The sequence below is a fragment of the Pseudooceanicola profundus genome (genome assembly GCF_054919315.1).
The window spans coordinates 703,941-718,479 of record NZ_CM142898.1; the positions used below are offsets into that span (position 1 = coordinate 703,941).

Consider the following 14,539-nt stretch of genomic DNA (forward strand, 5'->3'; position numbering starts at 1 on the left):
CCGGGGTGGACCTTGACGGGTCCACCCCTTTCCTCTTCTTCGCCGTGGGGCCATCCTCCCCATCGCCAAGCAGAGCCCCGCCCCTGCCATCAAGACCACTGCCCCAGAGAGGCCGCCGCATCCCATGACCCATATCCTCGCCATCGATCAGGGCACCACCTCGACCCGCGCGATCCTCTTCGACCAGACGCTGAACATCACCGCCTCCGCGCAGGAGGAATTCCCGCAGCATTTCCCGCAGAGCGGCTGGGTCGAACATGATCCTACCGACCTCTGGGCCACCACCGCCGCCACCTGCCGCGCCGCGGTGGAAAAGGCCGGCGTCCGGGCCGAGGGGATCGCCGCCATCGGCATCACCAACCAGCGCGAAACAACGCTGGTCTGGGACCGCCGCACCGGCCAGCCGGTCTACAATGCCATCGTCTGGCAGGACCGCCGCACCGCCGAGATGTGCCGCGCGCTTCACGCCGACGGCTTCGAGGCCGTGATCACCGAGAAGACCGGCCTGCTGCTCGATCCCTATTTCTCGGGCACCAAGCTGGCGTGGATCCTCGACAACGTCGAGGGCGCGCGGGCTGAGGCCGAGGCCGGGCACCTCCTCTTCGGCACCGTGGACAGCTGGCTGGTCTGGAAGCTCACCGGCGGGCAGGTCCATGCGACGGATGCCACCAATGCCGCGCGGACCATGCTCTACGACATCCGCAAGGGTGGCTGGTCCTCGACCATCTGCACGGCGCTGAACATTCCCATGTCGATGCTGCCCGAGGTGCGTGACTGCGATGCCTTCTATGGCGAGTGCCGCGCCGATCTCTTCGGGCGGCCGATCCCGATCCTCGGCATCGCGGGCGACCAGCAGGCCGCCACCATCGGGCAGGCCTGTTTCAAGCCCGGCATGGTGAAATCGACCTATGGCACGGGCTGCTTTGCCCTGCTCAACACCGGGGCCGAGCCGGTGATCTCCAAGCACCGCCTGCTGACCACCATCGCCTACCGGATCGGCGGCCAGACGACCTATGCGCTGGAGGGCTCGATCTTCATCGCGGGGGCCGTGGTGCAGTGGCTGCGCGACGGGCTCAAGGTCATCCGCCACGCCGCCGAGACCCACCCGCTGGCCGCGCGCGCCGACGAAACACAGCAATTGATCATGGTGCCCGCCTTCACCGGCCTCGGGGCGCCCTACTGGAACGCCGACTGCCGTGGCGCGATCTTCGGCCTGACGCGCAACTCCGGCCCCGAGGAATTCGCCCGCGCCGCGCTGGAAAGCGTGGGCTACCAGACCCGTGACCTGATCGAGGCGATGCGCGCCGACTGGGCCGCTGACCACGGCGATGCCACCATGTCCACCCTGCGGGTGGATGGCGGGATGAGCGCCTCGGACTGGGCGATGCAATTCCTCTCCGACATCCTCGACGCGCCGGTCGAACGCCCCCGCGTGCTGGAGACCACCGCCATGGGCGCGGCCTGGCTGGCGGGCCAGAAGGCCGAGGTGCTGCCGGGGATGGAGGACTTCGCCGCAAGCTGGGCCAAGGGGGCCGAGTTCACGCCGAAGATGGAGGCCGCCGACCGCGACGCCCGCTATGGCGCGTGGAAACGCGCGGTCGAGGCCACCATCGGCTTTGCCGGATGAGCCTGCTGACGCCCGCCCGCACCCTAGCGGCGCCGGGCTGCCGGGCGCTGCTGCCCGGTCTCATGAAGGATCACCGCCGGATCGTGCTGGTGCGCGGCGGCTCGGCCCATTGGGCGGAGGACCTGGCCCGCGCGCTCAGTGCCTTTGCCGCGGTCGAGACAATCCTGCACCACGGTGAGCCCAAGGACAGCGACGTGACAGGGGCCCTCGCCCGGCTGCGGCCCTTCGGGGCCGAGGCCGTGGTGGCCGTGGGTGGCGGCTCTGTCCTCGATCTGGGCAAGGCGCTCGCCGCACTGCTGCCGGGCGATGGCGCGCTGATGGATCACCTCGAGGTCGTCGGCCGGGGCCTGCCGCTGTCGCAGGATCCCCTGCCGCTCTACGCCCTGCCCACCACCGCGGGCACCGGGGCCGAGGCCACCAAGAACGCCGTTATCGACGTGACGGCGCATCGCCGCAAGGTCAGCCTGCGCGATCCCCGGCTGCTGCCCCGCGTGGCGCTGCTGGATGCGGCGCTGACCATCGGCACGCCCTGGCCCGTGACGCTGGCCGCCGGGATGGACGCGGTGACCCAGCTTGTCGAACCCGCCCTCTCGCGCAATGCCACGCCCGCGACGGACGCGCTCTGCCTGCCCGCGATCCGGCCCGCCATGGCCGCGCTGCTGCGGCTGGAGCAGGGCGAGGACCCCGCCGCCCGGGACACGCTGCTGCGCGCGGCACATCTCAGCGGCATCGCGCTTGCCAATGCGGGGCTTGGCGCGGTGCATGGCTTTGCCGGTGTCCTCGGCGGGCTGACCGGCGCGCCCCACGGGGCGATCTGCGCCCGCCTCCTGCCGCCCGTGCTGGAGGCCAACCGCGCTGCCATGGCCGAGGCCGGGCTAAGCCTCGCCCGCTTCGACGCGGTGGAGCGCGAAATCTGCGCGGCCTTCGACAGTCCGGGCCGTGCCCCCGCCCTGCTGCGCGGCTTCATCGATCGTAACGCCCTGCCTCGCCTCGGCGCGATGGGACTGGCCGAGGCGCAGCTGGACGAGGTCGTCGAACAGGCGCAGGCCGCCTCCTCCATGAAGCCGAACCCGGTCACGCTCAGCCCGGCCCAACTCCGCGCGGTCCTCGCCGAGGCGCTCTGACCCGCGTGCCTCCTGCGGCCCCGCTCTACGGTTCATCTGCCCGTCCCCGTGCGCGCGTCTCAGTCCCCTGACACTGAAAAGATCGGAACCCCCGCGCCGTCCCACCGTTGTGAAGGGACCTTTCCCAACGGCCGGACCATGTTCTCTGATCTCTCCAATCCCCTGCTTTTCGCCGCCTTCCTTCTTGCGGGCGCCATCGTCCTCTTCGTCTCGATCCGCGCCACCCACCTTGCCGACGTGATCGCCGACCGCACGCGGATGGGCGAGGCGCTGGCCGGCGGCATCGTCCTCGGCGGTGCGACCTCTCTCTCGGGGATCGTCGTCTCGGTCACCGTCGCAGCCCAGGGCGAGGCGAGCTTTGCCTTCTCCAACGCCGTGGGCGGGATCGCCGCGCAGACGCTGTTCCTTGCCCTCGCGGACACGCTGCACAAACGCGCCAACCTCGAACATGCGGCGGCGGAGCCCGCGAACCTCTTTCAGGCGGTCATGCTGATCATCCTGCTGTCGCTGCCCATCGCCGCCATGGCCGGGCCGGAGATCGCCTATTTCGGCGTGCACCCCGTCTCGATCGTGCTGTTCCTCGTCTACCTCGCCGGCACCCGGCTGTCGGCCGAGGTCTCGGCCGAGCCGATGTGGGAACCCGTAAACACCAGCGAGACCCGCCACGACGCCCCGGAGGACGCCGCGGAGGCGGGCAAGTCCGCGCGCGGTCCGATCCTGCGCTTTGCCGGGCTCGTCGCCGTGATGGGGGCCTGTGGCTGGGTGATCTCGCAGACCGGGCAGGAGTTCGTCGGGCGGTTCGGGCTCAATGCCTCGCTGGTGGGCTCCCTGCTGACGGCGGTGGTGACCTCGTTGCCCGAACTGGTGACAACGCTCACCGCGGTGCGCCGCGGGGCGTTGCAACTGGCCGTGGGCGGGATCATCGGCGGCAACACCTTCGACACGCTGTTCCTCGTCCTCTCGGACGTGGCCTATCGCGACGGGTCGCTCTACCACGCCGTCGGCATGACGGACCTTTACTGGCTGGCGACGGGGATGCTGATGACCGCGATCCTGCTGGGCGGGCTGATCCTGCGCCAGAGGAAGGGCCCGGGCGGGATCGGAATCGAGAGTGTGCTGCTGATCCTCGTCTACTCCGGCGCGGTGGCCGTCGAACTGTTGGCCTGAGGCCGGCGCCCCGTCCCGCACCGCCCCGCAACGCCGCTTTTCTGGGCAGCGATTTCGAGAGCTCCCGCGCACCCCCTGTCTTTTCAGGGCATAACTTACATGCATACTGCATATATCTGCGCATCACATTGACACCCGCAGCGCCCCTCGTCACGAGAAGGCAACGGACATGCGCAGGGAGGGCGCCACCGGGCAGACGAAGGAACATACCGCCATGGCGACAGCCGCCCCCATCGCGATCATGGGCTTCCAGCTTGAAAGCAACTCGCATTCGCCGGAATGCCAGCCTTCCGAATTCTTCCAGCTCTCGGGCGATGACCTCCTCGCCGACATCGCCTCGCAAGCGCCGCGCGCGCCCCGCGAACTCACCGCCTTCATGGCCGAGGCCAAGACCCTCGGCCTGACGCCTGCGCCGCTGGCCAGTGCCACGGCGGGTGCCTCGGGGCGGATCGGGCAGGACTTCATAGACGGCTGGATGGCCGCCGCCGTGGCACGGCTTCGCGACCTCGGCCCCGTGGCGGGCGTCTACCTCTGCCAGCACGGCGCGGCAATCTCGACCGGGTCCGAGGATCCGGACGGCGACTTCTATGCCCTCGTCCGCGCGGTGGTCGGACCCGAGGTGCCGATCGTCGTCACCCTCGACCCCCATGCCAATGTCAGCGCCAAGATGCTGTCCAACATCGACGCGATCATTGCCTATCACACCAACCCCCACGTCGATCAGCAGGAGCGCGGCCGCGAGGCGGCGCACCTGATGGCGCGGCTGGTGGCGGGCCAGAAGACCGAGATCAAGCTGGCCAAGCTGCCGATGATCCCGCCCTCGATCTCGCAGGTCACCACGGGCGGCCCGCTGGGGGAGCACATCGCCTATGGGCAGAGCTTCCTTGACGACGACGAGGTGATGGCGGTCTGCACCTGTTCCGGCTTCTCGCTGGGGGACAATACCAAGGCGGGGATGAGCGTCGCGGTCACCGTGGTGGAGGGCGCGGGCGCCAAGGCCCAGACCATCGCCGACACCGTCGCGCAGCGCATCTGGGACGAGCGCAACCGCTACGACATCACCATGACTTCGCTGGAGGACGCCGTGGCCATGGCCAAGGCGCTGGACGATCCCGCGCAGCCGCCGCTCTGCTTTGCGGATGTGGCGGACAATCCCGGCTCCGGCGGGCGCGGCAACACGACCTATATCCTCAAGGCTTTCCTCGACGCGGGCGTCAGCGACGCCATTCTGGCGCCCTTCTTCGACGCGCCGCTGGCGCTTCAGGCCGCCTCCCTCGGCGTCGGCGCGCGGTTCACCGCGACCTTCAACAGCGCCGAGACGCAGGAATTCTCGCAGCCGCTGACCGCGGAGGTCGAAGTTCTGGCCGTCGGCGGCGGGGTCCAGACCGGGCGGCGCGGCATGTATGCCGGGCGCAGTTTCGACCTCGGCACCGCCGCGGTGCTGCGCTGCGAAGGCATCCGCATCGTGGTGACCGAGAAGCGCATCCAGTTCCTCGACCCGTTGATGCTGGAATGCCTCGGGATGCGGATGCAGGACACCCGCGCCCTGATCGTGAAATCCCGCGGCCATTTCCGCGCCGCCGTGGACGAGGCCTTTGCCGACGACCAGATCATCGAGGTGGATGTGCCCGGCCTTGCGACGCCGATGCTGCACCGGATCACCTTCACCCAGACCCCCAGACCCATCTACCCGCTCGACCGTGACATGACGTGGTCGGCGACCGAGGCCCATTGATGACCCAGACGACCCGCACCATCGCCTTCGTCCATGCCCTGCGCGACTTCGAACCCGAGGCCCGCAGGCAGCTGGAGGGGCACAACCTGCTGTTCCTCAAATCGCGCGAGGCCATGGCCGAGCGGATCGCGGAGCTGGACGTCGTCGTCACAGGCTACATGTGGGACAACGGGCTGATCCCGCAGGCGGACCGTCTGGCCTACCTCCAGACCGTCTCCTCGGGGACCGAGGCCTTCGACCTGCCCGCGCTGAAGGACAAGGGCATCGCCGTCTGCAATGCACGCGGCGTGAACGCCACCACCACGGCCGAACACGGCATCGGCCTGATGATGGCCATGTCGCGCCAGCTGCACCGGGCGCGCGACAACCAGCACGCCAAGCGGTGGCAGATGAACCGGCTCGACCCCGCGCAGTCCGAGGCCCGCACCATGATGGAGCTGCACGGCAAGCGCCTGCTTCAGGTCGGCTTCGGCGAGATCGGCCAGCGTGTCCATGCCATCGCCTCGGCCTTCGGGATGGATGTGACCGTGCTGAGCCGTACGGCCCGCCCCGGGGCCACCCCCGCCATCAAGCCCTACAGCGCCTTTACCGAGGAAGTGGCCGAGGCCGACGTGATCCTCTTCTGCTGCCCGCTGAGCGACGAGACCCGCCACCTGCTGGATGCCGCCGCGCTGGAGAAGGTGAAGCCTTCCGCCTTCGTGGTGAACATCGCCCGGGGTGGCGTGATCGATCAGGACGCGCTGATCGCGGCGCTTCAGGACGGCCGCCTGCGCGGCGCGGGGCTGGACGTGACCACGCCCGAGCCCCTGCCCGAGGACAGCCCCCTGTGGGATATGTCGCAGGTGCTGATCACGCCCCACAACGCGGGCGATACCCCGGCCTACGAAGAGCGCATCTGCCGCCTCGTGAAAGACAACCTCGCCCGGCTCGACCGGGGCGAGACGGAGCTGATCAACAGTGTCGCGTGAACCCGTCACCCCCGGCCGCACCGCGCGGCTGCTCTACCGGATCGAACCGGCGGCCCCGGTCTTCCTGCTGCTGAACGTCCTCTTCATCCTTGCCTATGCCCTTGGCGCGACCGAGACATGGCCGCCGCTGGCAAGCCTGCCCGCGACCATCGCGGTGCTGCTGCTCTGGGGCCGGCTCAGCGCCACGGCGCACCGGGTCGTGCTGCTGTCGCTGCTGGCGGTGGCGCTCGGCACCGCCTTCCTCGCCCCCCACCCCGAGGCGCAGGCCCGTGCCCTGCATCAGGCCTGTTCCTTCGTGGCCCTGATGACCGTGCTGGGGACCTTCAAGCGCGTGCTGACGCCACTCGACAAGGTGAGCGAGGCCTTCGGCTTCGTCATGTCCCAACCGCCACGCCTGCGCTTCGGCCTCGTGCAGTACATGGGCCATTTCTTCGCGCTGCTGATCAACCTCTCGGTCATTCCGCTCTTCGGCGCGCTCTCGGGGCGCAAGGGAGAGGCGGACCAGCCTGCGAACCACGATGCGGTGGTGCTGGGGGCGATGCGCGGGGCCACGATGGTCGCGCTCTGGTCACCCTTCTCGATCGGCTTTGCCGTGGTCAGCCAGAGCATCCCCACGCTTGATCCCGTGCGCTTCATGCTGGAGGCCGGGCTTTTCGCCTCCGCCGTGCTCTGGGTTTCGGCGCGGTTCCACCTGCTGCCCGCGCCGCTGGCCACCCCGCGCCCGCCGGAGCGCAGCCATTTCCACCGCCCCACCGGACGCGAACGCACCGCGGTGTTGCAACTGGGCGGGCTGGCCGCGGCCATGCTGTGCCTGCTGGTCACGATGCACGAGTTCACCGGCGTGGCCTTCGGCGCCCTGTCGATCCTGACGATCTGCACCGCCATCGCGGCCGTGCTGCTGACCGCCGGCCGGGCGGCACTGGCCGGGGACCGCCCGGTGGAGGTGATCCGTTCGGGCACCACCGAGATGATCAACGAAGCCACCGTCGTCTCCGCCGCCGCGGTGATCGGGGCCGAGCTGTCCGTTCTGCTGAACCAGAGCGGCCTGCTGGATACGATGCTGGGACAGGACCTTCCGGTGACGCTCTCCCTCGTGGGGATGGTGATGCTGGCCGGGCTGATCGCGCTGGCGTGGATCCCGACCTCGGTCGTCGTGGTCACGCTGGCGCAGATGGTGGGCAACACGCCGCTGGGACAGGACAACCCGCAGGCCTTCGCGCTGACGCTGGGCATGTGCTGGATCGTCTCGGTGCTGCTATCGCCGGTCAGCGGCATGTCCATCGTCACGGCCCGGGTCTGCGGCGTGAGCACCTCGGACATCATCTTCCGCTGGAACCGCGGCTTCACGACCCTCGTGGTGCTCACCGGCTGCGCCTTCATCTGGCTGATCGCCACGATGACGCCCTGAGCCAGAGGTGAGCCGGGCCTGAACCTGACGCGCCGCCGTGGCTTCCCGGCGGCGTGGCTTCGCGCTATGTCTCTGCCATGGCCGTGACCCTGACCTCGCTCACCGATCTTGCCGCCCTCGGCTTCGATGACATCATCGATGTCCGCGCCCCGTCGGAATTTGCCGAGGACCACCTGCCGGGCGCGCTCTCGCTGCCCGTCCTGAACGACGCGGAGCGCGCCCGCGTCGGCACCATCTACAAGCAGGTCTCGCCCTTCTCGGCCCGCAAGATCGGCGGCGCCCTCGTGGCGCGCAACGCCGCCCGCCATATCGAGGAGGTCCTGCAGGATCGCGACGGCGGCTGGCGGCCCCTCGTCTACTGCTGGCGCGGCGGGCAGAGGTCGGGCTCCTTCGCCACGATTCTCGGCCAGATCGGCTGGCGGGTGGAGACGCTGGCCGGCGGCTACAAGGCCTGGCGCAAGCTGATCGTCACCGCGCTCTACGAGACCCCCGTGGCGCCGCCCGTGGTGGTGCTGGACGGCAATACCGGCTCTGCCAAGACCGACCTGCTGAAGAGGCTGCCGCACCACGGCGTGCAGGTGCTGGACCTCGAAGGGCTGGCGCATCACCGCGGCTCGATCTTCGGCCACATGGGCCCGCAGCCGCAGCAGCGCGGCTTCGAGACCCGGCTGGCCATGGCGCTTGCCGCCCTCGACCCGACCCGCCCGGTGGTGGTGGAGGCCGAAAGCGCCGCGGTCGGGAAATGCCGCCTGCCGCCGATGCTGTGGAAAGCCATGTGCGCCGCGCCCCGGATCCGCGTCGAGGCCCCGCTGGCGGCGCGCGCCGCCTATCTGACCCGCGCCTATGCCGACCTGACCACCGATCCCGCCATGCTGGTCGCAACCATCGACCGGCTGCGCCCGTTCCACGCCGCCGAGATCATCGAGAGCTGGCAGGCGATGGCCGCGGCGGGCGATTTCACCCCGCTGGCCGAAGGGCTAATGCGGGCCCATTACGACCCGCGCTATGCCAAGCACCGCGCCCGGATGGCGGCCCCGCGCCACGTCCTGCCTGCCCCCGATCTCTCGCCCGCCGCCCTGTCCGCCCTCGCGGCCGAGCTGGCCCGGGCGGTCCCTGCCGTCGCTTCGGAGGACCCACGTCCATGACCCTGCTCAGCCCCTCGACCGAACCGCGCCTGACCTCGCTTGCCCATGGCGGCGGCTGCGGCTGCAAGATCGCCCCCGGCGTCCTGTCGGACCTGCTGCGCGGGACCAAGGCCCTGCCGGTGCCGGAGGAGCTGCTGGTGGGCATCGGCACCTCGGACGACGCGGCGGTCTACAAGCTGAACGACCGGCAGGCCATCGTCGCCACCACGGACTTCTTCATGCCGATCGTGGACGACCCCTTCGACTTCGGCCGGATCGCCGCGACCAATGCGATCAGCGACGTCTATGCCATGGGGGCCGCGCCGCTCTTCACGCTGGCGGTGGTGGGGATGCCGATCAACACGCTCTCGACCCAGACCATCGGGCGCATCCTCGAAGGCGGGGCCGCCGCCTGCCGCGACGCCGGCATCCCCATCGCGGGCGGTCATACGATCGACTCGGTCGAGCCGATCTACGGCATGGTGGCCATCGGCCTCGTGGACCCGGCGCTGCTGAAGACCAATGCCACCGCCCGCCCCGGCGACAGGCTGATCCTCGGCAAGCCGCTTGGCGTCGGCATCTTCTCTGCCGCGCTGAAGAAGGAGGCCCTGCCGCGCGGGGCCTATGACGCCATGCTCGCCTCCATGACCCGGCTCAACACGCCGGGCCCGGACCTTGCGGCGCTGGAGGGCGTCCATGCCCTCACCGATGTGACCGGCTTCGGCCTCGGCGGCCATGCGCTGGAGATGGTCGCGGGCTCCGGCTGCGGGGCGCGGATCGACTGGGCCCGGGTGCCGCTGCTGGACGGCACGCGCGAGCTGGCGCAGGAGGGTTACATCACCGGCGCCTCGGGACGGAACTGGGACAGCTACGGCGCGCGGATCACCCTGCCCGTGGGCTTCGATCCCGTGGAACAGGCGCTGCTGAGCGATCCACAGACCAGCGGCGGGCTTCTGGTCGCCTGCACGCCGGAGGCCGAGGCGGAGGTGCTGGCCACCTTCGCCCGCCACGGCTTTGACCGGGCCCGTGTCGTGGGCGAGGTGATCGAGGGAGAGGGGCTGACGGTCGCCTGACCCCGGCATCCCGCCCCCACATCATGTCCGCGACGCCCGGCGCCCACGTGATGCCCGCCCAAGATAACGCGCCCGCAACAGACTGCCCCCCGCCCTGCCTCACCTCTCTCCTCTCGCGCAAAGACATCCCATGATCCCCGATACCCTGCAGGTGGCCCTGATCACGGACAGCGGCCTCTTCCGTCCGACGCTCTTCACCATGTGGAGCCTGCTGCGGCACAGCTCCGAACCGCTGAAGCTCCACTTCTGGGGGGATGCGCTGAGCCGCGAGGAATGGCAGGCCGTGGAGACCGTGGCCCGGGACGCCCCCGGCTGCGCCCTTCACCCGCGCGAGATCACCGCGGAGGAGCTTGCGGGCGCGCAATCGCAGGCGGCCCATATCTCTGCCGCGACCATGGGGCGCCTCTTCCTGCCGCGCCACCTCTCGGGGCGGGTGCTCTACCTCGACGGCGACGTGGGCGTGACCGGCGACGTGGCCCCCCTGCGCCGGGCCGACCTTGGCGGCAGTCCCCTTGGCGCGGTGCGCGACTTCATGACCGCCAAGCGCGCCAGCCGGGAGGAGCCGGGCGCCCCGCCCGCCACCTATTTCAACGCGGGCGTCCTGCTGATGGATTGCGATGCCCTGCGCCGCCGCCCCGAGGGGCTGGACCGGCTGGAGGACGTGGCCCATGCCTCGAGCCTGCGGATGGGCGATCAGGATCACCTGAACCAGCTCTACCCCGGCGAGGCACACCTGCTGAACCCGGCCTACAATTCATCCTGGGGCCGCACGGCAGCGCAGCGGGGCTTTGCCCGCAAGCTTGGCGGGGAGGCCTCCGAGATCGCCGAGCTGGCCGATGTGATGGTACACTTCCACGGCCCAAAGAAGCCCTGGAAACGGGCGCGCTACGACCTCTGGTCGCAGCGGGCGCGGGCCGTGCAGGCCTACCGCAAGCAGATGCGCGCCTATGCAAACGCCTACCCTGACCTGCGCTTCTGACCATAAAAAAAGGGCCGCCCCAAGAGGCGGCCGTTTCAGTCTCCGGCCCGGGTGCAAGCATCCCCCGGGCCGGTCAGCGGATGCGCTTAGTCGGACAGCGCACCTTCTTCATCCTTGCGGGCATGCATCCTCGATTTCACCCGCGCGCCGATGATGAGCGGCAGCACGAAACCGATGATGGCGATGGCCCAGAGAGCGATGGACAGCGGGCTGTCGATCAGGGTGAACCAGTTGCCGTTGTCGATGGTCACGGCGCGGCGCAGGTTGTTCTCCATCGCGTTCCCCAGCAGCGTGCCGAGGATGATCGGGACCAGCGGCACGTCCAGTTTCCGCAGACCCCAGCCCATGACGCCGAAGCCGATCATGACCAGCAGGTCGAAGCTGGAGCCCGAGATGCCGTAGATGCCGACGAAGGACACCATGGCCACCAGCGGCATCAGGACCTTCGGCGGGATCATCAGCACGCGGGTGAAGATGCCCACCATCGGGATGTTCATGGCCAGCAGCATGAAGTTGGCGATGAACAGCGCGGCGATCAGGCCCCAGACCACGTCGGGGTTCTGGGTGAAGAGCAGCGGGCCGGGGGTGATGTTCAGCGACAGCAGCACAGCCAGCAGCACGGCCGTCGTGCCCGAACCCGGCACACCCAGCGCCAGCATCGGCACCAGGGCACCACCGGCGGCGGCGTTGTTGCCGGCCTCGGGGGCGGCCACGCCGCGGGGATCGCCGGTGCCGAAGGTGTTCTCCTTGTCCACCAGCCGCTTCTCCATCGAGTAGGAGATGAAGGAGCCCAGCGAAGCGCCCGCGCCCGGCAGCACGCCGGCGATGAAGCCGAGGAGCGAGGTGCGCAGCATGGTCGGCGTGCAGGATTTCAGCATCGACCACGAGGGCGTCAGGCGGCCGACGACGATCTTCTTGCCGTCTGCATCGGCGTTGCCGTGGCGTTCCTCGAGGAAGATCAGCACTTCGGACAGGGCGAAGAGGCCGACGATGGCGACGAGGAAGTCGAGACCGTCATAGAGGTGCACTTCGCCGAAGGTGAAGCGCGGCACGCCGGTCTGGGTGTCGACACCGATCATGGCAAGGCCGAGGCCCAGCGCGGCGGCAAAGGCCGATTTCGCCTGGTTGGTCGAGGAGACGCCGCCGAGGGTCATGAAGGCCAGTGCGAAGAGCGCGAAGTATTCCGCCGGGCCGAAGAGCAGCGCGATCTTGACGAGCTGCGGCGCCAGAAGGATCAGGCCCCAGGTGGCGAAGAAGGCCCCGACGAAGGAGGCGATACCGGAGAGCGAGAGCGCCTCGCCGGCCCGGCCCTTCTTGGCCATCGGATAGCCGTCGAGCACGGTCATCATCGCGGGTTCGTCCCCCGGGATGCCCAGCAGGATCGACGAGATCCGCCCGCCGTACATGGCCCCGTAGTAGACCGAGGTCAGCAGGATCAGCGAGGGCGTCGCGCCGAGGCCGAGGGTGAAGGCAAGCGGGATCAGGATGGCGACGCCGTTCGACGGGCCAAGGCCCGGAAGCGCGCCCATCACGGTGCCGAGGAAGCAGCCCAGCAGCGCAAGGCCGATGTTCTGCCAGGTCAGGGCGATGGCAAAGCCGTCGCCGAGGGATGCAAGCATGTCCATGGGTGCCTCCTCAGAACCCGAACGGGCCACGGGCCAGCGAAAGCCCGAGCACGAGATGGAAGATGACGTAGATGCCGACCGAGATGCCGACGCCGGTCAGGACCGAGGCGATCGGCCCGTTGCCGAGGCGCCACGACAGGTAGGCGGCGGCAATGGCGGTGGCGAAGACGAAGCCTGCGATCGGCAGGAATTCGGCGTAAAGGACCATCACGACGACGGCGGCCAGCAGTTCGACCAGACGACCGAGGCTTGGCCAGACGGGCTCAGGATCGGGGCGGAAGGCGATGATGGCCGAGCTGACGCCGAGAATTGTGGCGATGATCAGGGGGAAGGCCTTGGGTCCCACGGCGTCGGACAGGAAGCTTTCCTCGATCTGGGTCGCGGCGATGGCGAACCCGATGGCAAGGAGAAGCCCCAGGACACCGAAAATACGATCACTCATCGGGATCTCCTCATTCGGCGGGTGTTGGGAAGAAAAGAGGGGGCGCCGGAGTGGTGAACGGCGCCCCCTGAGGCAAGGGGGAGGGACCCTGCCTTACTTGATGATGCCGATTTCCTGCGAAATCGAGCGGATCTCTGCCACGCTGTCTTTCACGAAGGACTGGAACGCATCACCTTGCAGGTCGAGCGGTGCGAGGCCGTTGGCGGCCATGGTCTCTTTCCACGCGTCGGAGGCGTAGAGATCGCCGATCCGCGACACCCAGGCGTCATAGGCCGCGTCCGACATGTTGCCGGGGGCGTAGAAACCGCGCCAGTTGGCGCCGATCGCGTCCACACCCTGCTCACGCGCGGTGGGGAAGCTTTCGAATTCGCCGTCGAGACGCTCGGGCGAGAGGACGGCGAGGACCTTGATGTCACCGCTGTCCACGAAGCCCTTGGCTTCCGAGATGTCGCCGGTGAAGGCCTGCACCGAGCCGGCAAGCAGCTGGGTCACGGCTTCGCCGCCGCCATCGAAGGCGATGTACTTCACCCGGCGCACGTCTTCGACGCCGGCGGCCTTGGCGGCGATCAGGACCTTGAGGTGGTCCCAGCCACCCACGGCCGAACCGCCCGCGACGGAGACCGAGGTCGGGTCCGCCTTGATCATGTCCAGCAGCTCGGGCAGCGTCTGGATCGGGCTGTCGGCCGCGACGGCGATCACGCCGTAGTCAGCGCCGATGGAGGCGAGCCAGCGGACCTGCTCCATCGTGTTGCCCGGGTAGGCACCCTGTGCCAGCCGGGTGGCCGTGGCCGAGGAGGCCGCAACGACGAGGTCGTTGTCATCGGCGCGCTTGTTGACGACTTCCGCGAAGGCCACGCCACCGCCGCCACCGGCGAGGTTGACGACCTGCATGGTCTTGCCGATCAGGCCTTCGTCCTGAAGCAGCTTGCCCACCTGACGGCAGGTGAAGTCCCAACCACCGCCCGGGTTTGCGGGGGCGATGCACTCGGGGTTTTCGGGAGTGTAGCCCTGAGCGGCCACGGTCAGCGCACTGGCGCTCAGCAGCGCAGCGGCAAGGGTCAGGCGGGATGCCTTGAAGATCATGTTGGTGCTCCTCCAAATTCGGGGCCCGCGGCGCCTCCTGCGCCTCGGGACGAACCGCCCGGCGGGCCGGGGCATTGCGCTCCGCCCCCGTCGGGCTAGAAAGAGGGGATAACGGGCAAAGCTGTCACGAACCTGTCACCGCCCATTCGGCGGGCACAAAAAGAACGGCGGATTTGATTAAACA

General features: G+C 69.1%; 12 protein-coding genes. 9 read left to right on the top strand and 3 right to left on the bottom strand.

The genetic code is table 11. From position 1 onward, the window contains the following. Window positions 1-124 precede the first annotated feature (124 nt). From glpK to ACX9MO_RS03210, 9 genes are all read left to right on the top strand, one after another. Window positions 125-1,627 carry a glycerol kinase GlpK gene (gene glpK / locus ACX9MO_RS03170; protein ID WP_222492285.1) on the top strand — a complete coding sequence of 501 codons (1,503 nt, stop codon included), beginning with the start codon at window positions 125-127 and terminating at the stop codon, window positions 1,625-1,627. Next, window positions 1,624-2,751, top strand: coding sequence for an iron-containing alcohol dehydrogenase (locus ACX9MO_RS03175; protein WP_462213524.1), 1,128 nt, complete (start codon window positions 1,624-1,626; stop codon window positions 2,749-2,751). Before glpK ends, ACX9MO_RS03175 begins: the two co-directional genes overlap by 4 nt. A gap of 138 nt (window positions 2,752-2,889) precedes the next feature. Then, complete coding sequence (locus ACX9MO_RS03180) at window positions 2,890-3,918, top strand: sodium:calcium antiporter (RefSeq protein WP_462213525.1); 1,029 nt, start codon at window positions 2,890-2,892, stop codon at window positions 3,916-3,918. A gap of 214 nt (window positions 3,919-4,132) precedes the next feature. Further along, entirely contained in the window at window positions 4,133-5,653 is a 1,521-nt protein-coding gene (locus ACX9MO_RS03185) for a M81 family metallopeptidase (RefSeq protein WP_462213526.1), read from the top strand. Then, window positions 5,653-6,621, top strand: a complete 969-nt coding sequence (locus tag ACX9MO_RS03190; protein WP_222492278.1) for a D-2-hydroxyacid dehydrogenase — start codon at window positions 5,653-5,655, stop codon at window positions 6,619-6,621. Before ACX9MO_RS03185 ends, ACX9MO_RS03190 begins: the two co-directional genes overlap by 1 nt. Next, entirely contained in the window at window positions 6,611-8,029 is a 1,419-nt protein-coding gene (locus tag ACX9MO_RS03195; RefSeq protein ID WP_462213527.1) for a hypothetical protein, read from the top strand. The genes ACX9MO_RS03190 and ACX9MO_RS03195 overlap by 11 nt, the downstream gene beginning before the upstream one ends. Before the next feature lie 77 nt (window positions 8,030-8,106). After that, entirely contained in the window at window positions 8,107-9,174 is a 1,068-nt protein-coding gene (mnmH, locus tag ACX9MO_RS03200; RefSeq protein WP_462214496.1) for a tRNA 2-selenouridine(34) synthase MnmH, read from the top strand. Further along, window positions 9,171-10,226 (top strand): selenide, water dikinase SelD, encoded by a 1,056-nt coding sequence (gene selD / locus ACX9MO_RS03205; RefSeq protein WP_462213528.1) that lies wholly within the window; start codon window positions 9,171-9,173, stop codon window positions 10,224-10,226. The genes mnmH and selD overlap by 4 nt, the downstream gene beginning before the upstream one ends. Before the next feature lie 130 nt (window positions 10,227-10,356). After that, on the top strand, window positions 10,357-11,205 hold the full coding sequence (locus tag ACX9MO_RS03210) for a glycosyltransferase family 8 protein (protein WP_462213529.1): 849 nt from the start codon (window positions 10,357-10,359) through the stop codon (window positions 11,203-11,205). Window positions 11,206-11,291: 86 nt separating this feature from the next. Here the strand turns inward: ACX9MO_RS03210 and ACX9MO_RS03215 are convergent, their stop codons facing one another. The 3 genes from ACX9MO_RS03215 to ACX9MO_RS03225 all read right to left on the bottom strand — a co-directional run bounded on the left by ACX9MO_RS03215 (window position 11,292) and on the right by ACX9MO_RS03225 (window position 14,355). Beyond that, a complete protein-coding gene (locus ACX9MO_RS03215; RefSeq protein WP_462213530.1) occupies window positions 11,292-12,830 on the bottom strand; it encodes a tripartite tricarboxylate transporter permease in 1,539 nt (512 codons plus the stop codon). A 10-nt stretch (window positions 12,831-12,840) separates the two neighbouring features. Continuing rightward, entirely contained in the window at window positions 12,841-13,272 is a 432-nt protein-coding gene (locus ACX9MO_RS03220) for a tripartite tricarboxylate transporter TctB family protein (RefSeq protein ID WP_462213531.1), read from the bottom strand. 93 nt (window positions 13,273-13,365) lie between these two features. Then, window positions 13,366-14,355, bottom strand: a complete 990-nt coding sequence (locus tag ACX9MO_RS03225) for a Bug family tripartite tricarboxylate transporter substrate binding protein (RefSeq protein WP_222492266.1) — start codon at window positions 14,353-14,355, stop codon at window positions 13,366-13,368. Between the last annotated feature and the right edge of the window lie 184 nt (window positions 14,356-14,539).